The following is a 23,217-nucleotide window of genomic DNA, read 5'->3' as shown; positions in this document are numbered from 1 at the left end:
GTTCATTCATCCGGGGCGACCAGACCCAGCCCACGCAGATAGATTCCGATACCGCTTTCCAACAGATCCTCGGGCGGAAAGGGCGAGGCGGTTCCGGCATTGCGCGCATACAATTCGACGACCCCATGACTCAGAGCCCAGATATGGGCGCTGACCATGCTGGCGGGGGGGCGCTTTTCCGGCGGGATATGCTGGGACAGGTCGGCGGCGGCCTGTTCCAGAACGCCACGCGCCCGGGCAGCGGCAGCGGCCAGCTCCGGGGTACGGTTCACCGAAATGCTGCTTTCGAACATCGCGATGTAGTGGCCTGAATGCTTGCGGGCAAAGGCCAGATAGGCCCGCCCCGTCGCCTCGAACGCTGCCAAAGCCGAGGGCTGGCCGGTGTCATAGGCGTATTGCATCAGGTCGGCAAACATCTCGAAACCCTGCCGCGCGCCTTCGGCAATCAGGTCTTCGCGCCCTTCAAAGTGACGATAGACCGCCGCAGGCGTGACCCCTGCCTGTTTGGCGGCCTCAGAAAGGGTAAACCCTGCGGGACCCTTGTGTTCGATCAATTCAAGGGCGGCGTCGATCAGGGCCTGTCGCAGGTTGCCATGATGATATCCGCGTTTAGACATTCCAGATTTCCGGCCCGCCACATATAGATTTATCTATCTTTCCCAACGCCTTGGTGTCTTTGAGGTCATAGTCCAACTGGTGCAGAACAGCGCGGATCGCCGCCAGCCGGGCGCGGCGCTTGTCATCGGAACGGACAACCGTCCAGGGCGTGATCTTGGAATGGGTGCGCTGCAGCGTGTCCTGAATCGCATCGGAATACTCATCCCATTTCTTCAAACCTTCAACATCGATCCAGCTGAGTTTCCAGTGCTTCAACGGATCTTGTTCACGGCTGAGAAAGCGGTTCAGCTGCTCGGCCTGGCCAACATTCAACCACAGTTTGAAAAGGTGAATCCCGTCGTCCACCAGAGCCCGCTCGAAGGGAATGGTTTGGCGAAAGAACCTTTCTCGTTCTTCATCGGTGCAAAATCCGAACACCTTTTCCACGACGCCCCGGTTGTACCAGCTGCGGTCGAAAAAGGTGATCTGACCGCCCGAAGGCAGGTGATCGATATAGCGCTGGAAATACCATTGAGACTTTTCGGCGTCCGAGGGCGCGGGCAAGGCGACAACTGCCGCGCCGCGGGGATTGAGATTTTCGCGGAACCGTTTGATCGTTCCGCCCTTGCCAGAGGCGTCCCGGCCCTCGAACACGATCACGACGCGGCTGCCGCTGGATTTGACCCAGGCCTGCATCTTGACCAGCTCGATCTGCAAGGCCGCCATTTCCTTTTCATAGACTTTGCGCGCCAGTTTTTCACCGTGTGGATAGCTGGAACTGAGAATGTCCCCTTTCTCGGCGCGACGGATGGTGTCGCGCACGTCCTTTGGCGCTTTGGTTTCGAAAAAACTGCTGATCGCACCGTCAAAGGGAAGCTGCATCGACCCGTCCTTCTACCTCTGTTTTCAACACTATGAGATGTTACTGGGATTAACGCAAACCGGCACGGTGTGCCGTGCGGTCAATGCGGCGAGGGTCTGGCCCATCGGGCAGAGCGGATTAGCGGCCGATCAGATCCATCTCAAAGGGAGTGGTCTGGTAAATCTCGTTTATCCAGTTCCCATACAGAAGATGTGCGTGCGATCGCCACCGGTTTTGAGGAACCTGTGTCGGATCATCAGCGGGATAATAGTTCATTGGAACGTTGATCGGCGTACCCTCGGACACGTCGCGGTCGTATTCCTGTTTCAGCGTATCGCTGTCATATTCGAAATGGTTGAAGATATACAGCGCCCGGTGCGCGGGATCCTCGACCAGTGCGGGGCCGGCCTGATCACTGGCCAGCAAGGTCGTGAGCCCATCCGCCGCGTCGATCTCATTCTGGCGCATCTCGGTCCAGCGCGACACAGGGATCACACAATCGTCCGAGAACCCGCGCAAATAGGGTGAGGCGGGGGCCATGTTGCGGTGTCTGAAGCAGCCGAAAGCCTTGGTGTCCAGAATGTGTTTTTTGACCCCGTGAAAATGATTGATCATCGCCATGCCTCCCCAGCACACACCAAAGGTGGAATGCACGTTGGACTGGGTCCAATCGAATACCTGCTGGATTTCGTCCCAATAGGTCACCTTGTCAAAGTCCAGGTGTTCGATCGGCGCACCGGTAATGACCAGCCCATCGAATTTTTCGTTCTGGATCTCGGAAAACGGGCGATAAAAGCTCTCCATGTGGTCCGCAGCGGTGTTCTTGGCCTGATGTTCGGACATGCGGATCAGGCTCAGCTCAATCTGCAGGGGCGTTGCACCGATCAGCCGGGCGAACTGATTCTCGGTCTGAATTTTCTTGGGCATCAGGTTCAGCAGCGCAATGCGCAGGGGGCGGATGTCCTGACGCGCGGCCTGATCCTCGGACATGACCATGACGCCCTCGCGGGTCAGGACGTCATAGGCGGGCAGGTCGGCGGGGATCTTGATGGGCATGGGGTCTGCTTTCAAGGGAATTGAAAGGGTTAGATAATACGGTGCGGGGGTGGTGCCAAGGGGGTCTTGGGCGTCCCGGGACCGGGCGCGGGGGGCAGACAGGTGCGCGGACCAGTGTTATGCAGATTTGGCGCAAAAAGATAGGATCGACGATGAACGGGAACGAGGCATGAAAGCGCGCTGGTTGGGACTGCTGGTGGGATTTGCGGCCCAGATGGCGCAGGCGCAATATGTCGACCCGATGGAGCAGCAACGCTGTATCTGGCGTTGTCTGGCGGGTTCCCCCGGCAATACCAGCCCCCAGTATCATCAATGCGTCGCGCGATTCTGTACTCCGCAGACCGCACCGCAATATTCCGCGCCATCATTTGCGCGGCACTGGAAAAGCGGCATTGCCGCAGATGGGCAGACGCGGTTTGCCGGGGCGGATGTGGGGCAAGAGGGCGGACCGGGCCTGTATTATATGTGCGACCGGCAAGGCCAGAGCTATCTGATGTTGTTTCGCCATCAAGGTCCGCCCGGGATGATGCGTTTCCGGATCGGCGCGCAGGATTTCACCGTTCCGTTTGACCGTTCCCGGGGCGAACTGACGGTGAATGTCACGCCGGGTGGGCGGTTTCTGAATGCGTTGTCCTATGGGCAATCGGTCTGGATCAGCGACATGCACGGTGGTCATGTGATGCATTTGAACCTGCAGGGGGCGGCAGCGGCGCTGCAGGGGGCTATGGCGGGCTGTCGGGGCTAGGCGCGGTCGGAAATCGCGCTTTCGATCAGGGCGTCAAAATCCTGGGTGTCCCGAACGGTCGCGATCTGGTCGGCGGTCACCGTCACGCCCCACCGCGCCATGGCTTCGTACCGGGGCTGGCGATGCGCCAGGGCCTGGGCATAGGTCCAGCGGATAAAGGCATTTGGATCAACTTCGTTTTCCACGCAGTTGTTTTCGATGATATATTTTTCCCAAGAGCGGGTCAGGAATTCGGGCTGGTAGGACATCGGCTTTGGGGCTTTGTCGAACCGGCGGATCAGGCTTTGGGTGTGCGCCTCGTCCCCCTTGATCCAGATCATCAATGTCCGCTGGGACAGTTCGGTCATGATCGGGTCTTCGGGATTGTCGGCGTCGACCCATTCACAGATAGAGCCGCCGGTGTCGCAGATGAAATTGGGATAGCCATAGAGCCGTTGCGCGCGGTCAATAAAGTACTCGGTGTCCAGCAACGCGTAGACCTCGGCATGCCGGAACTGTTCCTGGCGACGGCGATATTCTGTCATCGCTAGCCCGCCCTTTTCCGGATTGCCGGGCTTGCCCAGGTAAGCCGCGACCGGAGTCAGGTTGGCAAAGCTGATGTTGGAGCCGATATAGATCGAATCCGACAGCAGAAGGTCGCGCAGAAACGGAACTTTCATCGCTTCGGCCTTGGCGTTATCAGCAATGTATTCACCCATGTAGCGGGTACCGATGCGGTAATCGATACTGTAGTGAAACCAACCGCCGGAATCGCGCAGCATCTGGCTGACATGGGTCTTGCCCAGCCCGGACATGCCAAAGAACAGCACCCGCTTGTGATGCGCCTCGCGCCAATCCCGAGCCGAACTGTACAACATGAACCCGTCCTTTTTGCCCTAGCTACTCAGCCGCGCAGGCGGGGTCAATCGCGCCGTTTGCCGATATTGCCGTTCAGGATCAACAACCCCAGCGCCAAAAGTGCAAATCCGGCATAGGCCTGCGGACTCAGCGACTCGCCCAGCACCAGCGCGCCCAGAGTGATGGCCACCGGCGGGATCAGCAAGGTGACCAGCATCAGGTTGCCGGATCCCGCCATGCCCAGAATGCGGTAATACAGCAGATAGGCCCCGGCGGTTGCGATCAGGGCGTAATAGGCGATGGCCAGCCAGGTGACGGGTTGCAGGTCGAATGCGATGGGCCCGTCGATCAGAATCGCAGCGGGGAGCAGCATCAGGGTCGATCCGCTCAGCATGCCTGCGGCGGCGATTTGCGGCGGCAATTGTCCCAGACGGGCCCGCGCCCAGGCGCTGGCAAAGGCATAACCGAGAGCACCGGCCAGCACCGCCAACTGCGCCGTGCTGCGCAGATCGAAGCTGGCGAATGCGTCCAGCCCGATGGCGGTGGCAACGCCCAGAAACCCCAGCCCGACGCCAATCGCCCGGCGCAGGGTCAGGCGTTCGTCGGCAAAAACAGCCGAGGCGACGATCACACCAAAAATTGCAGTGGCCGCATTCAGGATCGAGGTCAGGCCGGTCTCGATGTGCAACTGCCCCCAGGCCATCAGGGCGAAGGGGATTACGTTGTTGAGCAGCCCCATGATCAGAAACGCGGCCCAGACGCGGGGATCGCGCGGGATTGGCAGGCGCTTGGCCCAGACCACGCCCCACAGCAGCAGCATCGCCCATCCCGTGCGGTGCAGCACGGTTGTGACCACCGGAACCTCGTTCAGCGCGATCCGGATCGACAGAAAGGAACCGCCCCAGATCAGCCCCAGCAACAACATTTCGGCCCAGGCCCGGCCGGATATGGATTTTTGGGTATTCATACCGCCAGCTAAGGGGCGATGCGGTGACTAGGCGACCCGATTCTTGCGGGTTTCGGCCAGGATGTTCAGATAGTTCCCGGCAAAGATCACGGCGGCACCGACAAGAACCCAGATTTCAAGTGGCTCTCCGTAAAGCAGCATGCCGATCACAGCGATAGCGGGCAGGCGGATGAAATCGAAAGGAACAACCACGGTTGCCGGCGCGATGGCCAGCGCGTTGGTAATGCAGAAATGGGCCAAGAGTCCGGCCAGCCCGATCACGATCAGGAACGGCAAAGTGCGGGCGTCGGGCAGGGCGATATCGCCGTCCCAGGCAGAGGTCGCGAACCCCAGCACCAATTGCATCACCGTCAGCCAGAACAGGATGCAGCCGACGCTTTCGGTTCGGGTGAGCTTTTTGGTGAACATCGTTGTTAAAGCGAAGAAAACTGCCGATCCAGCCGCCATCGCAATGCCCGGGCTGAGGGTTTCGGGGCTGGGGCGGGCGACGATCAGGATGCCGACAAACCCGATCAGGGCGGCGAGGGCACGGACCGGGGTTATCCGCTCGCCCAACACCAATGGTGACAGGATGATGACCCACAGGGGCGAGGTGAATTCAAGTGCAAAGACCTGGGCCAGCGGGATCACCGTGACGGCATAGAACCATAGATTCTGACCGGTAAAATGGGCGAGATTGCGGACCATATGGGTGCCCATGGACCGCCGCGTGATCCGTGCCCAACCGCCGGATATCGTCAGCGCTATCGAGACGATCAACACCCCCACCATGCTGCGGTACATCATGATTTCGAACGTATCTAGACCCAGGCTGGCTTCGCGCCCGGCCACGGCCATCGACGAAAACGAAGCGATCGCGCCGGTCATCCACAGAGCGGCTTTCAACGTTTGTGGAGCCCGGGTGCTCATTTTGTCGAGTCAGGCCAAGACGAGAGACGTAGGGTATTGTTCCAATCGCCTGCTCAACATTTCGTAATCCGTCCAAGTGCGCGGCGGTATTGCATGACTGTCGCCCTCGTTTTGCCTCGCCACGTTCAGGTTTCGGCAACCAGTCTTTGCGAATAAACGCAAAGTTGGAGAACATGAACGGGATTGACAGGGGATCCTTGATCCCTGCGCACCAAACCGCCGGGAGCCAACTGAAACACGTGAAAGCCGGGAAGAGTCTGAGACAAGATGCAAAGAGAGTGCCCGCGAAACATGTGATGCCAGTTGAATTCAAGCTGAACGGCGCAAGGGCCGTGCGTTGCAAGGATATTGCACGCGCCCACTCGAACCTCAAGTTCAAAGCTTTCGGTGTCGACCATGATGAAACCGACCATCTCATCGCGGATAGTGTGTTTAAAATATCGTCAAGCGCCACAACGTCGATCGATTGTGTCTGGGTCTTCTTGGCATCGGGCACTTCAGATGCCGTGGCTGCAAAGAAAGCGTGTGAGGCTGTGCTTTCTTCGAGGTGAATTTACAACGTGTCCAGCTTGTCGCCAACGCCGTGGTTCACAGGGATCAGCCGAGAGCCAAATCCGTCAGAGAGGTGGCGCAATTTGGAAAATGTCGTTGCGAGAGGCTCAAAAGCGACCACCTTCGCTGTGGCGACTCTGTCAGCAGCTTTCGGCTGTCGTTCCCTATGTTGGCCCCGGCATCGACTATTATCCTGGTGTTTATTGACCTCGGGAAGGTCCTGAAAAAGCCTGGCGCGGTTTGCGTTCCGTCATGGTCGAAATTGCTGTAGCCATAGGCTTGCGGCACGCGCAGACTGTTGTGCGGTGCCGGGCTTGCAATTCCGGGCGGCAGCAACGCTGGATGTCCTTTCTGGTCAGGACACGGGAAAGCCTGCTGATTCGTTTTTCTCCGGCATAAACCGATTTTTGCCCGGTCTTAGCGCTTTGGCTGGCCCTCAATCCGGGTCGATTACTCCCACTCGATCGTGCCCGGAGGTTTGGATGTGATGTCATAAGTCACCCGGTTGATGCCTTTGACTTCATTGATGATTCGGGTGGCGGTTTCGCCCAGGAATTCGTGGCTGAACGGGTAGTAATCCGCTGTCATACCATCCACAGACGTGACGGCGCGCAAGGCGCAGGCAAAGTCATAAGTGCGACCGTCGCCCATAACACCAACCGTGCGCACGGGCAGGATGGCGACAAAGGCCTGCCAGATTTCGTCGTACAGGCCATGGCGGCGGATCTGGTCGATATAGACGGCATCGGCCTTGCGCAGGATTTCCAGCTTTTGGCGGGTGATTTCACCGGGGCAGCGGATGGCCAGCCCGGGGCCGGGAAAGGGGTGGCGACCGATAAAGCTGGGTGGAAGGCCCAGTTCGCGGCCCAGTTCGCGCACCTCGTCCTTGAACAGCTCTCGCAGGGGTTCGACCAGTTTCAGGCCCATCTTTTCCGGCAGTCCGCCGACGTTGTGGTGACTCTTGATCGTGACCGAGGGGCCGCCGCTGAAACTGACTGATTCAATGACATCCGGGTACAGGGTGCCCTGGGCGAGGAATTTCGCACCGCCGACTTCGCCGGCGTGTTTCTGGAACACGTCGATGAACAGCTTGCCGATGATCTTGCGTTTGGTCTCGGGATCCGATTGTCCGTCCAGCGCCCCCAGGAACAATTCCTGTTCGTCGGCGTGGATCAGAGGCATGTTGTAGTGGTCGCGGAACATGGTCACGACCTCTTCGGCCTCGCCCTGACGCAACAACCCGTGATCGACGAAGACGCAGGTCAGTTGATCGCCGATCGCTTCGTGGATCAGGACCGCAGCCACCGAGGAATCGACGCCGCCGGACAAGCCGCAGATTACCTTGGCATCGCCGACCTGTTCGCGGATCTTGCGTACCGCCTCTTCGCGATAGGCACCCATGGTCCAATCGCCGCTGAACCCGGCCAGCCGCACAAAGTTCTCGTACAGTTTGGCCCCGTTGGGAGTGTGATGTACCTCGGGGTGGAACTGGACGGCATAGAAATTTCGATCCAGGTCTGCGGTGATGGCAAACGGCGCATTGGGCGATGTGCCATAGACCGCGAATCCTGGTGCAATGGCGCTGACATGGTCGCCGTGGCTCATCCAGACCTGTTCGCGTTCTGCCTCGAACCAGCCATACAGCATGTCGATGCGTTCCGGCGCCGGAGTGACATAGGCACGTCCGAACTCTGCCGTTCCGTCACCGCGCTGCACCGTGCCACCCAGCATGTGCATCATGACCTGCTGGCCATAGCAGATCCCCAGAATCGGTACGCCCAAGTCGTACACTTCGGCGGGCGGGCGCGGGCTGGCATGGTCCAGAACCGAAGCCGGGCCGCCAGAGAAAATCACCGCTTTGGGTGAGAAGTCCTCTAAAAACGGCGCGGAAACGTTCTGATAGGGGTGGATTTCGCAATAGACATTCAGTTCGCGCAGGCGGCGTGCGATCAGCTGCGTCACCTGAGAGCCAAAGTCGATGATGAGGAGGCGGTCATGGGATGTCTGGGTCATGGTCTGCCTTTAGGGCCGCGCGTTCATGCTGGCAAGAGGGTTGCACGGCCGGTTTGCCTCAGCCCATGGATTCCGAACTTGTCTTGCCGCTCAGCCTGGCGCGGGCGCGATCGGTGCGGTAGCTCCAGATTGCGATGGCAGACCAGGAGGTCACGTAAACCGCACCGAGCAAAATAATCAGTTCGCCGGGTATCGGGCCAATGTTGGCGCGATCCATGAACTGCTCAAAACTCTGAACCGAGGTGGGATGCACCGCCAGTTTTCCCATATAGGCCAGCGTTTGGATCAAAAGAATCCACAGGTAATTGCGCCGGATACGTCGACCGACAGCAACGAGCAGCCCGATATGATAGCGTGGGCGCAAATAATCCTGTGCCAGAACCTGTTGCCAATTTTCTTCCATGTGCAGATCGCCATCGTACAGCAGAGGCGCATAAAAATGTGTTTCCAGCCAGCGTGACCGCGCCCGCCAGACGTTGAAATACCGGTATCGCCGCGCTTCCTGCATAAGAAACAAGAAGATCAGAACGCCGACCAGAACCAGTGGCAGCGGCGAGGCGTCGGGCGAGGAAAAAGCAATCGACAGCGCCACGCCCAACGTCACGACCGCCCAATTTGTGGTGGTATCCAACCGGGTGCGCCAGATGGTGCTGCGGTAAACTTCGCCGCGATAAAGATGGGCAACGGCACCAATTTCGGCCGCGTTCAGAGTCTTGCGTTCTGGGGATGATCCGGAAATTGCGTTCTCCTCCTCCTGTTTTGTATCATGGCGACTGGATGGCATCGGGTCAAAGGATTCAAGCCGGCCCGGGAATGTCGCTTTTTCCCCTGATGCGCCGCAAATCCCACCAAATGCAAATCGCCGATGGGATATGCAACGGCACAGAGTCCGAATTAGCGGGGATGGGCCTATGAGCGATACGAATATCAGACGCAGAACACGTGGGGGTGGCGGAGCAGCGCGCCGGGCCGAACGCACCGCGATCAGTGTCGAGACGGCCCGTTTCATCGAACGTAACATTCCCAACTACGAAATCCTGACGCCCGAAGCGCTGGATATCATTGAGGCCAATGCCGAGACCGTTTTGGCCGAGATCGGGGTGAACTTTGTCAACAACCCTGCTGCTCTGGACCGTTGGCGAGAGGCCGGCGCCGAGGTCGATGGCGAAAGGGTGCGGATCCCGCGTGGATTGGCCCGCAAGCTGTGTGCCACCGCCCCTGCGCAGTTTACGCAGCATGCGCGCAATCCGGAACGAAATGTAGAGATCGGTGGCAAGAACCTGGTCCTGGCCCCTGTCTACGGCCCGCCGTTTGTTCGTGATGCCGAAGGCGGCCGACGCTATGCGACGATGGAGGATTTCAACAAGTTCGTGAAGCTGGGCTATATGTCCAAGTGGCTGCATCATTCCGGCGGTACAGTGTGCGAGCCGACAGACGTGCCGGTGAACAAGCGGCATCTGGACATGCTGCTGGCGCATATGACGCTGTCGGACAAGCCATTCATGGGGTCGGTGACCGATCCGAGCCGGGCGCAGGATTCGGTCGAGATGTGCGAAATCCTGTTCGGCAAGGAGTTCGTGCAAGAAAACACGGTGATGACCAGCCTGATAAACGTGAATTCGCCGCTTACCTTCGACGATGTGATGATGGGGGCGATGGAGGTTTATGCCAAGAACAACCAGGCCTGCATCCTGTCACCGTTCATCGTTGGTGGCGCGATGGCTCCGGTTTCGGTGGTCGGTACGCTGACGCAGGTTCTGGCGGAAGTCCTTGCCGGTATCGCTTATAACCAGCTGGTGCGACCGGGCGCGCCGGTGATCTTCGGTGCCTTTGTGACCTCAATCGACATGAACAGCGGGGCCCCGACATTCGGCACCCCCGAGGCCAGCCAGATCCTGTATGGGGCCGGGCAACTGGCACGTCGGCTGGGGCTGCCGTTCCGTTCGGGGGGTGGGCTTTGCGCGTCGAAGCTGCCGGATGCGCAAGCCGCCTATGAGACCGCTCATACGCTGAACGCGGCGTTGCTGGGCGGAGTGAATTTCATGCTGCACTCCTGTGGGTGGCTGGAAGGTGGGCTGGTCAGCAGCTTCGAGAAATTTGTGATGGATGCGGACCAACTGGGGGTGTTGCACAAGATGGCCGCCGGTGTCTCTGCGGATGAAAACGCCCAGGCGATGGGCGCGATCGCCGAAGTCGGGCCGGGCGGTCATTATCTCGGTTGCGCACACACCCAGGCGAACTTCAAATCGGCGTTCTGGCGCTCGGAAGTGTTTGATTACAAACCATTCGAGACCTGGGACGAAGAAGGTGCGCGGGACACCCAGGCATTGGCGTCGCGCCGTGTCGCCTATCTTTTGGCCAACTATCAGCAGCCGACCCTAGATCCCGAGATCAAGGCGGCGCTGGAAGCCTATGTCGCCGAAAAGAAGGCGTCGATGCCTGACGCATTCATGTAACCGATTGACATTGCGAGGCGCGCAGCAGTTGCGCCTCGCCCATCATCGCGATCAACACATCCACATGCCGCGTCAGTGAATAGCCAGCATCGTCCTCGCGGCGCTGGTCATTCAGCGTACGCTCGACTTCCATCAGACGCATAATCGCGGCTGCAGGTCGCGGCAATGCGCCGTAGCCAAGCAAACGTTGCAGGTGTCGGTCACGGCGATAGTCCTGTACCCCGAACCGGGCGGCGCGGATCAGAAGTTGTGGGCGGCGCAGTGCGTTCAGCATGCTCATCAGGTCTTGCATCGGGTTCCTTTCAAATTTCGATACATGTCGATCACAGTTGTTGCACAACCTAAGCGGGTGTTGCGGGCGTGATGGATTCACCGTTCGATGCTTTCACCACTGTTTATCATTTAGAAACAATGCTGAGTGCGACCGTGTGTCTTTAACGATCAGGTAACTAATTCGCCTTTAGGTTGAGTCTTCATTGTTGGTTAACCAGAGCGCACATGGGCTCGTCAGGATGCATCAAGATGAACAAACCCGTTGCAACCAGCCTCCCACAATGGGTGCCCGAAGGCGTCAGACGTTATTTGGCACACACAGAGGAAGGCCGGGCGATCCGAGATCTTGCCCGCGGAGCATGCTGTCATGCCTCGACCGTTCTGCGCCAAATACGTCGCGTCGAGACACGACGGGACGATCCACTGGTGGACGCAGCATTGGCCGCGCTGGCGGCAAATCACATTCGGACCTCTCCGCGTATCGGCAAACCTGTGCGCGGCGCAGACGGCACAAATAAGGACTTCTCCAATATGACTCGAAATGCTCGCTGCCAGACTGAAACGCCGGATTCTGCCACGCTCGAAAAGGAAGCCTGCCGCGTCCTGCGCAGGTTGTGTGAAACAGGCGCTTTGCTGGCTGTCGCAGAGAATATGGAAAAGGCCGTTGTTGTGCGGGATACCGACGGGGGGGCGAGCGCACGCACAGCGGTTGTTGATTGTGCGATTGCCCAGGCCATGGCGTTAAACGACTGGATTTCCTGCTCGAATCCTGGTCGGATCAGCCGCTATCACATCACGGCCGCAGGGCGTTCTGCCCTGAGTCGTATGTTGGCAGATCAAGAGAATCGCGCCCGCAACGAAAAGGAATTCGGGTTTGCCGAGGCACGGGCCACGTTTTCCGGTGCCGGGCATTCCGCTGAAAAAACCGTCGATGACCCCAAGACCGGCCGTCCGCGCCGGGTGCGGTACAATATGTCCGAAAGCCCTTTGGCGGCGCTGGCACGGCGCAAGGATCGCGACGGCAAGCCGTTTCTGGATGATTCTCTGGTTGGTGCGGGCGAACGGCTGCGCGAGGATTTTGAACTGGCTCAGATGGGCCCGAGTATCGCTCAGAACTGGGACCGGTTCTTGACGGGAGGGGGGCGGGGCGGGTTTTCTCCTGGCAGCCATATTGGCAACGGCCCCAGTGGCGCACGGGAGAGAGTGACGCAGGCGCTGTCCGATCTGGGACCCGGGTTGAGTGACGTGGCCTTGCGCTGCTGTTGTTACCTGGAAGGGCTGGAAATGGCCGAAAAACGCATGGGGTGGTCAGCCCGTTCTGGAAAAATCGTATTGCGCATCGCATTGCAGCGTTTGAAGTATCACTATGAAAACCGATCCGAACCGGACCGAATGATTGGCTGATTCGGTTCTTTGGCCAAAAACTTGTCCAGGAACCGGCACGATGAACAGCAACTTGGACAACCCGGCAAGGCGATCAATACCTAATTGACCGAGACCGCGTCCAGAACCTTGTCTTCTGCGTCTTCGTAGATTTTCACGTATTTCTTGTGGGTCTTTGCGATCTTGTCGATGACAGCCAGCATCGCCTTCTTGTCGTTGTGAGCGTTGATGACTTTCTTCTGTTTCTTGAAAGCTGTCTGATGCTCTTTGTGTAACGCGTCCAAAGCGTTCTTGTGTTCGGCTGCCATTTTCAGACTTTTCTGGGCCTTCTTGACTTCGTCGCCATCGCCTTCGGCCTGACTGCTGGCGACGCTGGCAAATTTGACGATGTTCTTTTTCATGCGATCCAGTGACTTCAGGGTTTTTCCGCGTTTGTCCTCTTCGAGAAAATCGGGCAGTTCATCGCCGTCGCATTCCTTGACCGCATTGGCGACAATCGCGTCGATTGAAGCGTTCAGCTTGGCCGCGTAAAAAACCTCGTGCGTCTTTAATGTACCAAAGGTACTGCCGGTTTTCTTCAGCCCGTCCAGAATTGCGCCGGACTTTTTAAGGGCCGTCACCGCTTCTTTCTCTTCCTTGCTATTCATGGCGCCCTTGGATTTCTTCAGATCCTTCTCGGCCGCATCGCGTTTTCGCTTCATTGCGGCATAGGCCTTGGTGGCCCCATCGCTGTATTCGCGCAGGGCGTCGATCTCGTTGCGATAGGCCTCAACCGCCTTTTTCCATTTCCCCAGGGCGTCCGTGAAATCCGAGTCGCCGCGGAAGTCGGCCGCCTTTTTGCCGGTGATGCCCTTCAGGCGCGCTTTTGGAATGGTTTCGGCCAGAAGATCTTCTTTTGCCCAGGCTTCTTTCAGAAACTTGAGCGCGTCCTGCTTGATCTTTGCAATTTCGCCTACGGCATTCTCCATGCCCTTCAGGGTTTTGTCGTCGTATTCCTTGCGAAAATCATCCCAAGCCTTGGCCATGCCGACACCTTTCATCCGATTGCGGGGAACGTCCAGCAGAACGCACCGTGAACTTACCAAGCCATTATCAACGCAGAAAGAATGTTCGGGCAAGTGCCTGGTTCACACAAGTCGAACAAACCACACCGCCGGCCACCGATCTGGGCGGGGGAAATGATCTGTCAGGCATGAAAAAGGCCCGCCTGGGGCGAGCCTGATCCGATGCTGTTCGATGTGACGATGTTCAGGCCGCGACATCGGCCTTGTGGTTCACCAGATAGGCCAGGACGGTTTCGGGCGAGGACACACCATAGGGATCTTCGGGATGGTTGTCGCTCATGCCGGGCTCTTCGAACCAGGCTTCGACGACTCCGTCGTTGATAATGGCGGCATAACGCCAGCTGCGCATGCCAAAGCCAAGATTGTCCTTGGCCACCAGCATGCCCATTTTGCGCGTGAACTCGCCCGACCCGTCGGGAATCACGGTGACGTTTTTCAGGTCTTGTGCTTCGGCCCATTTGTTCATGACGAAGCTGTCGTTCACCGACATGCAATAGATCGAGTCGATTCCCTGCTCAGCGAAATCCGCAAATCCGTTTTCAAAGCCGGGCAGCTGGTAGGTCGAGCACGTTGGGGTAAATGCACCTGGCAGCGAGAACAGGACGACCCGTTTGCCGGCAAAGAAATCTGCAGTTGTCATATCTTGCCACCGGAACGGGTTGGGGCCCCCTACGGCTTCGTCGCGCACACGGGTGTGAAAAGTCACTTGGGGCAGCTTTACGCCAGCTTTCATATCGAACTCCTATTTGTTCAGATGCGGTTTGATGTCGATTTAGGGTCAATCATGGGCCGCTTCAACCACCGAAATGCCGCAGCTGCAAAGCGATTGATATTGTTGCAGGGTCAAATGCTTGCGCCTGGATTACCAGGGTATAGAATCCGAAAATATTTGCACATGCAGCATGTATTCCGCATAGCGGCCATGCGTCGCTGGCGGTTCTCGTGACGCCGGGTTATATTAGAGGAACGCCATCGATCCAATTGCCAGGGGCTGTGACCATGCGAGATTTGAAAATTCCCGAGCAGCGCCACCCGGAAAAGGCCCACCGGCCCGATAATGCGCAGCCCAAGAAACCGGCCTGGATCCGCGTCAAGGCACCGGGCGGGCAGGGGTATGCCGACACCCGCAAGATCATGCGGGACAATAATCTGGTGACGGTCTGCGAAGAGGCCGGTTGCCCGAACGTTGGCGAATGCTGGAGTCAGGGCCACGCAACCATGATGATCATGGGCGACATCTGTACCCGTGGCTGTACATTTTGTAACATCGCGACCGGGCGCCCCGATACGCTGGATGCGTTCGAGCCGGGGCGGGTAGCCCATGCGGTCGAAAAACTGGGGCTGAACCATGTTGTGATCACTTCCGTGGATCGCGACGATCTGGAGGATGGCGGGGCGGAACATTTTGCCCAGACCATTCGCGCCGTGCGCCACCGCAGTCCCAAGACGACCATTGAGATCCTGACACCGGATTTTCTGAAATGTGCGCCTGCGGTGCTGGAAGCCGTGATCGAAGCGCGCCCCGATGTGTTCAATCACAACCTTGAAACCGTGCCGGGCCTATATCCCACCGTGCGCCCCGGCGCGCGCTATTTCCACAGTCTGCGCCTTTTGCAGCGGGTCAAGGAAATGGACCCGTCGATGTTTACCAAATCCGGCATCATGGTGGGGCTGGGCGAAGATGCACAAGCCGTGAAACAGGTGATGGACGACATGCGCGCCGCAGATGTGGATTTCCTGACCATCGGTCAGTATCTGCAGCCGACGCCGAAACATCACCGGGTCGACCGGTTTGTGACGCCCGAAGAATTCGCCGCCTATGAAAAGGCTGCATTCGGCAAGGGGTTCCTTATGGTGTCAGCGACGCCCTTGACCCGGTCCAGTTATCACGCGGGGGACGATTTTGCCCGTCTGCGCGCGGCCCGATTGGAAAGGCTGGGACAGGCCTGACCAGGTTCGGTGGTCAAAAACGGTGCTGGTCATCCCCGCATAGGAGATGAGTCTTCTATCCAAAAACGGTCTGGCAGCGTTCAAACGCCATTGCCACTGGCAGCCGGAGTTGCTTTGATCGCCCCGTTCAATTGCGGGGTGAGATATGCGGTTTACTGGTCTGCGCGTACTGAAGGAGGGGCTGACCGGCAACCGGGGCTGGGCACATCATTGGCGCGACCCGGCACCAAAGGCCGAGTATGGCATCGTTATCATCGGTGGCGGTGGCCACGGGCTGAGCACGGCCTATTACCTGGCGCGAGAGTACGGGCTGACCAATATTGCCGTGCTTGAAAAGGGCTATATCGGTGGCGGAAATGTCGGGCGTAACACGACCATCGTGCGCGCGAACTATTTTCTGCAAGGCAATTCCGAGTTCTATTCCCATTCGCTGAAGCTGTGGGAAGGGCTGGAAGCCGACCTGAACTACAATGTAATGCATTCACAGCGCGGGTTGATCAACCTGTTCCATTCGGACGGGCAGCGCGATGCCTTTGCACGGCGTGGCAATGCAATGATCAATCAGGGCGATGATGCGGTGCTGCTGGATCGTGAGGGGGTGCGCAAACATTTGCCCTATCTCGATTTCGACAACACGCGGTTTCCGATTTATGGCGGGCTTTTGCATCCGCGCGGCGGCACCGCACGTCATGACGCGGTGGCCTGGGGCTATGCGCGCGGCGCGGATCAGCGTGGCGTGGATATCATCCAGAATTGCGAGGTCACCGGCATCGATATCGAAAACGGGACAGTCAAGGGCGTGCAGACCACGCGCGGTGCAATCCGCGCCAAGAAGGTGGGCATCGTGGTCGCGGGCCGCTCGGGGCAGGTGGCGGCAATGGCCGGGATGCGTCTGCCGATCGAAAGCCATGTGTTGCAGGCGTTTGTCACCGAGGGGCTGAAGCCGGCGATCGATCATGTGGTCAGCTTTGGCATGGGGCATTTCTATATCAGCCAGTCCGACAAGGGCGGTCTGGTCTTTGGCGGCGACCTTGATTTCTATGCCTCATATGCACAGCGCGGCAACTTGCCGATGGTCGAGCATGTGATGGAGGCGGGCATGACGTTGATGCCGATGATCGGTAAGGCCAAGGTCCTGCGCAGTTGGGGCGGAATTATGGATATGACGCCGGATGGATCGCCCATCATCGACAAGACCGGTGTCGACGGGCTCTATCTGAATTGCGGCTGGTGTTATGGCGGGTTTAAGGCGGTGCCGGCCTCGGGAAATTGTTTTGCGCATCTGATGGCCACAGGTCGGTTTCATGGCGCGGCGGCCGGTTTTCGGCTGGACCGGTTCCGCACCGGGCGCAGGTTGCTGGACGAAGAGGGCACCGGCGCGCAACACAATCTGCATTAGGCGCAGGAGGGCAGGATGGGAGCCTCCGGCGGGGATATTTTTGGCAAGAGAAAGATGGGACGAGCGCAATGAGAATCACCTGTCCATTCTGCGGCGAGCGGGATCGGCGCGAGTTTTATTATCAGGGTGCGGCAGTGGCTTTGGAGCGGCCCGTGGCGGATGCGGGAGAAGAGGCGTGGGATGCATATGTACATCTGCGCGACAACCCGGCGGGCGTGACGAAGGACCTTTGGTATCATGAAAGCGGATGCAGTTCCTGGATCGTCGTGACGCGCAATACGGTAACGCACGAGATATTGGACTGTACGCTGGCCTGCGACACCAAGTCGGAGGTCAGCATATGAGAATTGCGGGCAAAGGGCTGATCGACCGGAGCAAACCGGTGCGGTTTGTATTTGACGGGGTCGGATATGACGGGTTTGCCGGGGATACGCTGGCATCGGCGTTGCTGGCAAATGACGTGCGGCTGGTAGGGAGGTCGTTCAAATATCACCGTCCGCGCGGGGTTCTGACATCGGGCAGCGAAGAGCCCAATGCGCTGGTGACCGTCGGCAACGGTGCAGCCGCCGAGCCCAATGTGCGGGCCACGGTGCAGGAGATCTATACCGGGTTGGAGGCGAAGAGCCAGAACCGCTGGCCTTCGCTGTCCATGGATCTGATGGCGGCGAACGATCTGGCCGCACCTTTTCTGGGTGCGGGATTTTATTACAAGACTTTCATGTGGCCGTCACAATTTTGGGAAAAACTGTACGAACCGATTATTCGCCGGGCAGCCGGTCTGGGGGCGCTGTCGGGTGAAAGCAATCCTGACAAGTATGAGCGTGCGTATGCGTTTTGCGATCTGCTGGTGATCGGGGCCGGGCCTGCGGGGGTGATGGCGGCCCTGGTTGCCGCGCGCGCCGGGGCAGATGTGATCCTCGTCGACGAGGACAGCCGCATGGGCGGGCGGTTGTTGGCCGAGAACTGCGAGATTGATGGCGTGCCGGGCGTGATCTGGGTCGACAGGGTGCTGTCGGAACTGAGCGCAATGGATAATGTGCGGCTGATGTCACGTACAACTGTGACCGGTGCATATGATGGCGGCACGTTTGCGGCGTTGGAACGGGTCGGGCATCACAGGGCGGCGCGTCATGCGGGGCTGCCATTGGAAACGTTCTGGCGGATCGTGGCGAAACGTTCGGTCCTGGCCGCAGGTGCGTTGGAACGCCCGGTGGCGTTTCGCAACAACGACCGGCCCGGCATCATGACGGCCGGGGCCGTGCGCGCCTATCTGAACCGCTGGGGTGTGGTGCCGGGGCAAAAGGTAGCCGTGTTTGGCAACAATGACGATGCCCATCGCACGGCGCGCGATCTGCTGGCCGCCGGGGTGCATGTGGCCGGATTGATCGACAGTCGCCATAATGCGCCGGACGCCACGGGATTTCCCGTGTACAAGGGGGCAATGGTCAGCGACACGACCGGGCGTCGCGGGCTTGAAAGCATCACGATCCGCAGCGTCAGTGGCGAAGACAAGCTGGCCACCGATTGCCTGGCCATTTCAGGCGGTTGGAACCCGACGGTCCATCTGACTTGCCATCTGAACAGCCGTCCGGTTTGGTGCGACGATATTCTTGCCTTTGTGCCCAGCCCAAGCGGGGTTCCCGGCATGGGTGTGGCCGGGGCCTGTAGCGGTGCGTTTTCGACCGACCGTTGCCTGCGTGAAGGCGCGGCGGCGGCAGTTGCGGCTCTGGAAGCGCTGGGCAAAAGCGCGCCCAAGACACAGATCCCCGACGCCGAAGATGCCCCCTATGCCATTGCGCCGCTTTGGGCGGTCCCGGGGCGCGGGCGCGCATGGCTGGATTTTCAGAACGACGTCTGCGTCAAAGACGTCAAGCAGGCGGCGGTCGAGAACTTTCGCTCGGTTGAGCATATGAAGCGCTATACGACGCAAGGGATGGCCACCGATCAGGGCAAGAATTCGAACGTGGCCGCGCTGGCGATCCTGGCGGATGTGACGGGGCGCGCGATCCCGGACACCGGCACCACCACCTTTCGGCCTCCATTCAGCCCGGTGGCGATTGCGGCGATGGGCGCGGGCGCGCAGGGCAAGGGGTTTGCACCCGAACGTTTTACCACCAGTCACGCTGCCAGCGTCGAGCGCAAGGCACCGATGATCGAAGCAGGGTTGTGGTATCGCCCCAGTTATTTTCCCGTCCCGGGCGAGACCACCTGGCGGCAATCCTGCGACCGCGAAGTCGACATGGTGCGCCATACGGTCGGGGTCTGCGATGTCTCGACATTGGGCAAGATCGATATTCAGGGACCGGATGCGGCTGAATTTCTGGATTTTGTCTATACCAACACCTTCAGCACCCTGAAGATCGGGCGGGCACGGTACGGGCTGATGCTGCGCGAAGACGGGCATGTGATGGACGATGGCACCACGGCGCGGCTGGGCGCGCATCATTTCCTGATGACCACAACGACAGCAGCGGCGGGGCAGGTGATGCGCCACTTGGATTTTGTTCATCAAGGTCTGCGTCCGGATCTGGATGTGGCAATGGTATCGGTCACAGAGCAATGGGCGCAGTTCGCGATAGCGGGGCCGAAATCGCGTGAGCTGTTGAACGGATTGTTTGATGCCGACCTGACGGATGCGGAGTGGCCTTTTATGGCGTGTGGTCCAGTTCAGGTGATGGGGGTGCGGGGAAGGTTGTTCCGCATCTCGTTCTCGGGCGAACATGCCTATGAACTTGCGGTTCCATCCCGGTACGGCGACAGCCTGTTTCGAACCCTTCTGGCCCGGGCCGATACCTTGGGCGGCGGTGCCTACGGAATGGAGGCGCTGAACGTTATGCGGATTGAAAAAGGGTTCATCACCCACGCGGAAATTCACGGGCGCGTTACGGCCTTTGACATCGGAATGGAGCGTATGGTGTCCTCAAAAAAGGACTGTATCGGCAAGACCATGAGCGAACGCGACGGGCTGAGCGGGGCGGATCGGGAACAGCTGATCGGGCTGAACCCGGTTGGGGCGGTCAAACAGTTGACCGCGGGGGCGCATCTGTTCAACGCGGATGATGATCCGGTGCGGGTGAACGACCAGGGCTATGTCACCTCGGTGGCGTATTCGCCAACCATGGGGCACATGCTGGCGCTGGGGTTTTTGAAAAATGGACGGGCGCGGCATGGTCAAAAGGTGCGCATGGTGGATCATCTGCGCGATCTGGACGCGCTGTGCGAAGTCGTGAACCCGGTGTTCTTTGATCCGGATGGAGAGCGTGCCCGTGGCTGAACTGATTGCAAGACCACCCTGTCAGGGTTTGTTGCCGCTGGAAATCGGGACTACGACGCTGAGCGAAACCGATGCCGGGGTCCTGACATCGATCATGCCCTTTAAGGGCCAGGAGGCGGCCCTGTCCGAGGCGCTGATTGCGGCGCATGGCATGGCGATGCCAGCGGCCAACCGCACAACTGGCAGGGCCGGTATACGGGCGATCTGGTTCGGTCGTGGACAGGTTCTGCTGATCGGACCCAGTCCGCACGAGGCGCTGGCCTGGTATGCGGCACTGACCGATCAAAGCGACGCCTGGGCGGTTGTCCGGCTCGAAGGGGCGGGGGCTGTGGATGTACTTGCGCGTCTGCTGCCCATCGATTTGCGCGCCACGCAATTCAAACGCGGGCATACGGCGCGCACGGAGCTGATGCATATGATGGCGTCGATCACCCGCGTCGGGGATCAGGCGTTCCAGATCATGGTTTTCCGCTCGATGGCGACAACCTTGGTTCACGATTTGAAAACGGCCATGGAAGGTGTCGCCGCACGCCGGTAGTCTGTGGCAATGCCAACTGATTCCGGAGATCTCTCGATGTATCGTATTGCGCTTGCCGCCTGCCTGCTTGCCACGCCCGTTCTTTCCGCTGAAACCAAAGAGCAAAGCTGTGGCTATCAGGCCCAGGTCATGAGCGCGGTCCAGCAGGCGCGGCTGGACAAGGTGAAAGAGGCGGATGTGGCGACGACGATTGCCGCCAGCAATCCAGTCTGGCCCGACAACTACAGCGCGGCCATCCCGCAACTGGCTCAATTCGTTTACAGCCAGAAGATGCGCGATCTGCGCAAGAACGATCTGGGTGCCGTTCTGCGTGAACAGTGTATCGAGAACTGGGATCAGATCCAGAAGATGCAGAAAGACCTGAAGAACTGATATGTCACTGCCGCCGGGTTTCCTGGATGAATTGCGCAGCCGGTCCAGCCTGTCACAGGTTGTCGGACGCAAGGTCATGTGGGATCCGCGCAAATCCAACCAGGGCAAGGGGGACATGTGGGCACCATGCCCCTTCCATCAGGAAAAATCCGCGTCCTTTCATGTAGATGACCGCAAGGGGTTCTACTACTGCTTTGGCTGTCACGCCAAGGGCGATGCCATTTCGTTCGTTCAGGAAACCGAGAACGTCGGCTTTATGGAGGCGGTCGAGATACTGGCCCGCGAAGCCGGGATGCCGATGCCCGCACGCGACCCGCGCGCCCAGGAAAAATCTGATCGCCGCAGCCAGTTGGCCGAGGTCATGGAGCAGGCGGTGCAGTTCTTTCGCTTGCAGTTGCGGACTGGTCCGGCGGCCGAAACCCGGGCCTATCTGGACCGCCGACGGCTGAGTGCTCAGCAACAGGAGCGTTGGGAGATCGGTTTTGCGCCGGAAAGCTGGAAGGGATTGTGGGACCATTTGCGTGGCAAGGGTGTGGCCGAGGATCTGATCGTCGCGGCTGGGCTGGCGAAATCGTCGACCAAAGGCGGTCGACCCTATGACACTTTCCGCAACCGGATCATGTTTCCGATCCGTGATGCGCGCGGACGCTGCATCGCCTTTGGCGGGCGCGCAATGGATCCTGCGGACAAGGCCAAGTACCTGAATTCGCCGGAAACCGAGCTGTTTGACAAGGGCCGCAGCCTGTACAACCACGGCCCGGCTCGTGCCGCGGCAGGCAAAGGGCTGCCGTTGATCGTGGCCGAGGGCTATATGGACGTGATCGCCTTGGCCTCTGGCGGGTTTGACGCGGCGGTGGCCCCCTTGGGCACGGCGATCACGGAAACCCAGTTGCAGATGTTGTGGCAAATAGCGCCGGAACCGGTGATTGCGCTGGACGGTGACACCGCCGGGCTGAATGCGGCGATGCGGTTGATCGATCTTGCGTTGCCGCAACTTGAGGCCGGGCAATCGCTGCGCTTCGCCATCATGCCCGAAAAGATGGACCCGGACGATCTGATCCGCGACAAGGGGCCGGCGGCGATGCAAAAGCTGTTGGATCAGGCTTTGCCCATGGTTCAGTTGCTGTGGCGACGCGAAACAGAGGGGCGTTCGTTCGACAGTCCCGAGCGCAAGGCGATGCTGGACAAGGCACTGCGCGAAAAGATCAAGTTGATCCGGGACCCGTCGATCCGCAACCACTATGGGCAAGCCATCAAGGCCCTGAGGTGGGAGCTTTTCTCGCCGCGCCGTGGCGGTGCGGGCAAGCCGTGGAAGCCGGGGGGCAAACCGGCAGCGGTGCCATTGGCCGGGACGCGGGCGTCGTTTCTGGTCGCTGCGGATGAGGCGATGCAGGACCATATGCGCGAGGCGGTTATTCTGGCGGTCGCCATCGCGACACCGCAAATCATTGGTGAGTTTGAGAGCGGATTGGAAACCATGCGATGCAGCGATCCGATCCACGCGCGATTGCGTGACCTGATTCTGCAGCATCCCGATGCCGAGAGGTTGCGTGACATTATTTGCACGCAAATGGGTCCCGCGACCCTTGAAAATCTGCAGGCGCTGCGCCATGTGGCAATCAACCCCTGTGTGCGCAATCCTGGCGATGTTGAACTGGCGCGTATGACGCTGGAAGAGGAACTCGCAAAGCTCAAGGCACGGCACGGGCTGAGCGCCGAGATTGCAGACGCGGTCGAGGACATAAGCGGAGTGGCCGACGAGGCTGTGACTTGGCGGCTTTCTCAGGCCGCGCAAGCGCAGAATAGGGCCGTCCGAAGTGAACACGAGGACAGGGCTGAGTATGACACCGGCAACAATGGTGCCCGGATCAATCGCGGTGAACGCGCGCGATTCGATGCCCTTTTGGACAAGATCCGGCATACCAAGCCAACACGGTGATGTGTTTTGGTAAAGAATCGCTAAAGAAAAC

At 59.2% G+C, this 23,217-nt stretch carries 22 protein-coding genes; 11 read left to right on the top strand and 11 right to left on the bottom strand.

Going from position 1 to position 23,217, the window contains the following annotated elements; genetic code table 11:
* Positions 1-2 precede the first annotated feature (2 nt).
* From NANH_RS0106855 to metA, 3 genes are all read right to left on the bottom strand, one after another.
* Positions 3-617, bottom strand: coding sequence for a TetR/AcrR family transcriptional regulator (locus tag NANH_RS0106855; RefSeq protein WP_027261354.1), 615 nt, complete (start codon positions 615-617; stop codon positions 3-5).
* Positions 610-1,479 (bottom strand): polyphosphate kinase 2, encoded by an 870-nt coding sequence (gene ppk2, locus NANH_RS0106850; protein WP_027261353.1) that lies wholly within the window; start codon positions 1,477-1,479, stop codon positions 610-612. Before ppk2 ends, NANH_RS0106855 begins: the two co-directional genes overlap by 8 nt.
* Positions 1,480-1,597: 118 nt before the next feature.
* Complete coding sequence (gene metA, locus NANH_RS0106845; RefSeq protein ID WP_027261352.1) at positions 1,598-2,515, bottom strand: homoserine O-acetyltransferase MetA; 918 nt, start codon at positions 2,513-2,515, stop codon at positions 1,598-1,600.
* A gap of 169 nt (positions 2,516-2,684) precedes the next feature.
* On the opposite strand from metA, the gene NANH_RS0106840 reads away from it, so the two are divergent.
* Positions 2,685-3,260 carry a hypothetical protein gene (locus tag NANH_RS0106840; protein ID WP_027261351.1) on the top strand — a complete coding sequence of 192 codons (576 nt, stop codon included), beginning with the start codon at positions 2,685-2,687 and terminating at the stop codon, positions 3,258-3,260.
* Here the strand turns inward: NANH_RS0106840 and NANH_RS0106835 are convergent.
* Genes NANH_RS0106835 through NANH_RS0106825 form a run of 3 tightly spaced genes read right to left on the bottom strand, consistent with a single transcriptional unit; the run spans position 3,257 to position 5,973 of the window.
* Positions 3,257-4,117: a hypothetical protein gene (locus NANH_RS0106835; protein WP_027261350.1), complete on the bottom strand. Its 861-nt coding sequence runs from the start codon at positions 4,115-4,117 to the stop codon at positions 3,257-3,259. The two genes, NANH_RS0106840 and NANH_RS0106835, sit on opposite strands and share 4 nt — an antisense overlap.
* 44 nt (positions 4,118-4,161) lie before the next feature.
* Positions 4,162-5,064, bottom strand: a complete 903-nt coding sequence (locus tag NANH_RS0106830) for a DMT family transporter (RefSeq protein ID WP_027261349.1) — start codon at positions 5,062-5,064, stop codon at positions 4,162-4,164.
* 27 nt (positions 5,065-5,091) lie between these two features.
* A complete protein-coding gene (locus tag NANH_RS0106825) occupies positions 5,092-5,973 on the bottom strand; it encodes a DMT family transporter (RefSeq protein ID WP_027261348.1) in 882 nt (293 codons plus the stop codon).
* A gap of 296 nt (positions 5,974-6,269) precedes the next feature.
* Here NANH_RS0106825 and NANH_RS0106820 point away from each other — a divergent pair, with 296 nt between their 5' ends.
* Positions 6,270-6,524, top strand: coding sequence for a hypothetical protein (locus tag NANH_RS0106820; RefSeq protein ID WP_139236473.1), 255 nt, complete (start codon positions 6,270-6,272; stop codon positions 6,522-6,524).
* Positions 6,525-6,975: 451 nt separating this feature from the next.
* Here NANH_RS0106820 and guaA read toward each other — a convergent pair whose 3' ends face one another.
* Both guaA and NANH_RS0106810 read right to left on the bottom strand, forming a co-directional pair.
* Positions 6,976-8,538, bottom strand: coding sequence for a glutamine-hydrolyzing GMP synthase (gene guaA, locus NANH_RS0106815; protein WP_027261346.1), 1,563 nt, complete (start codon positions 8,536-8,538; stop codon positions 6,976-6,978).
* Positions 8,539-8,596: 58 nt separating this feature from the next.
* The gene (locus NANH_RS0106810) at positions 8,597-9,322 is read right to left on the bottom strand and encodes a DUF2270 domain-containing protein (RefSeq protein ID WP_081710436.1); all 726 of its coding nucleotides are present in this window, start codon (positions 9,320-9,322) and stop codon (positions 8,597-8,599) included.
* A 127-nt stretch (positions 9,323-9,449) separates the two neighbouring features.
* Between NANH_RS0106810 and NANH_RS0106805 the strand changes: the two genes are divergently transcribed.
* On the top strand, positions 9,450-10,994 hold the full coding sequence (locus NANH_RS0106805; RefSeq protein ID WP_027261344.1) for a trimethylamine methyltransferase family protein: 1,545 nt from the start codon (positions 9,450-9,452) through the stop codon (positions 10,992-10,994).
* Here NANH_RS0106805 and NANH_RS0106800 read toward each other — a convergent pair.
* Positions 10,987-11,286: a DUF6477 family protein gene (locus tag NANH_RS0106800; protein ID WP_027261343.1), complete on the bottom strand. Its 300-nt coding sequence runs from the start codon at positions 11,284-11,286 to the stop codon at positions 10,987-10,989. The two genes, NANH_RS0106805 and NANH_RS0106800, sit on opposite strands and share 8 nt — an antisense overlap.
* 230 nt (positions 11,287-11,516) lie before the next feature.
* Between NANH_RS0106800 and NANH_RS0106795 the strand changes: the two genes are divergently transcribed.
* Complete coding sequence (locus NANH_RS0106795) at positions 11,517-12,671, top strand: DUF6456 domain-containing protein (protein WP_027261342.1); 1,155 nt, start codon at positions 11,517-11,519, stop codon at positions 12,669-12,671.
* Between the two features lie 80 nt (positions 12,672-12,751).
* Here the strand turns inward: NANH_RS0106795 and NANH_RS0106790 are convergent, their stop codons facing one another.
* On the bottom strand, positions 12,752-13,675 hold the full coding sequence (locus NANH_RS0106790) for a hypothetical protein (protein WP_139236475.1): 924 nt from the start codon (positions 13,673-13,675) through the stop codon (positions 12,752-12,754).
* A gap of 223 nt (positions 13,676-13,898) precedes the next feature.
* Positions 13,899-14,447 carry a peroxiredoxin gene (locus tag NANH_RS0106785; protein WP_027261340.1) on the bottom strand — a complete coding sequence of 183 codons (549 nt, stop codon included), beginning with the start codon at positions 14,445-14,447 and terminating at the stop codon, positions 13,899-13,901.
* A 266-nt stretch (positions 14,448-14,713) separates the two neighbouring features.
* On the opposite strand from NANH_RS0106785, the gene lipA reads away from it, so the two are divergent.
* The 7 genes from lipA to dnaG all read left to right on the top strand — a co-directional run bounded on the left by lipA (position 14,714) and on the right by dnaG (position 23,186).
* On the top strand, positions 14,714-15,664 hold the full coding sequence (gene lipA / locus NANH_RS0106780) for a lipoyl synthase (RefSeq protein ID WP_027261339.1): 951 nt from the start codon (positions 14,714-14,716) through the stop codon (positions 15,662-15,664).
* Between the two features lie 145 nt (positions 15,665-15,809).
* A complete protein-coding gene (locus NANH_RS0106775; protein ID WP_027261338.1) occupies positions 15,810-17,063 on the top strand; it encodes a sarcosine oxidase subunit beta family protein in 1,254 nt (417 codons plus the stop codon).
* Positions 17,064-17,131: 68 nt separating this feature from the next.
* A complete protein-coding gene (locus NANH_RS0106770) occupies positions 17,132-17,407 on the top strand; it encodes a sarcosine oxidase subunit delta (protein WP_027261337.1) in 276 nt (91 codons plus the stop codon).
* The gene (locus NANH_RS0106765; protein WP_027261336.1) at positions 17,404-20,337 is read left to right on the top strand and encodes a sarcosine oxidase subunit alpha family protein; all 2,934 of its coding nucleotides are present in this window, start codon (positions 17,404-17,406) and stop codon (positions 20,335-20,337) included. Before NANH_RS0106770 ends, NANH_RS0106765 begins: the two co-directional genes overlap by 4 nt.
* Positions 20,330-20,875: a sarcosine oxidase subunit gamma gene (locus tag NANH_RS0106760; protein ID WP_027261335.1), complete on the top strand. Its 546-nt coding sequence runs from the start codon at positions 20,330-20,332 to the stop codon at positions 20,873-20,875. Before NANH_RS0106765 ends, NANH_RS0106760 begins: the two co-directional genes overlap by 8 nt.
* A 36-nt stretch (positions 20,876-20,911) precedes the next feature.
* On the top strand, positions 20,912-21,247 hold the full coding sequence (locus NANH_RS0106755) for a hypothetical protein (protein ID WP_027261334.1): 336 nt from the start codon (positions 20,912-20,914) through the stop codon (positions 21,245-21,247).
* A gap of 1 nt (position 21,248) precedes the next feature.
* Positions 21,249-23,186, top strand: coding sequence for a DNA primase (dnaG, locus tag NANH_RS0106750; RefSeq protein ID WP_027261333.1), 1,938 nt, complete (start codon positions 21,249-21,251; stop codon positions 23,184-23,186).
* Positions 23,187-23,217 lie beyond the last annotated feature (31 nt).

The sequence above is a fragment of the Sedimentitalea nanhaiensis DSM 24252 genome, assembly GCF_000473225.1.
In the GTDB taxonomy this organism is placed as follows: Bacteria; Pseudomonadota; Alphaproteobacteria; order Rhodobacterales; family Rhodobacteraceae; genus Sedimentitalea; species Sedimentitalea nanhaiensis.
This window is presented reverse-complemented; position numbering and strand designations above follow the sequence as displayed.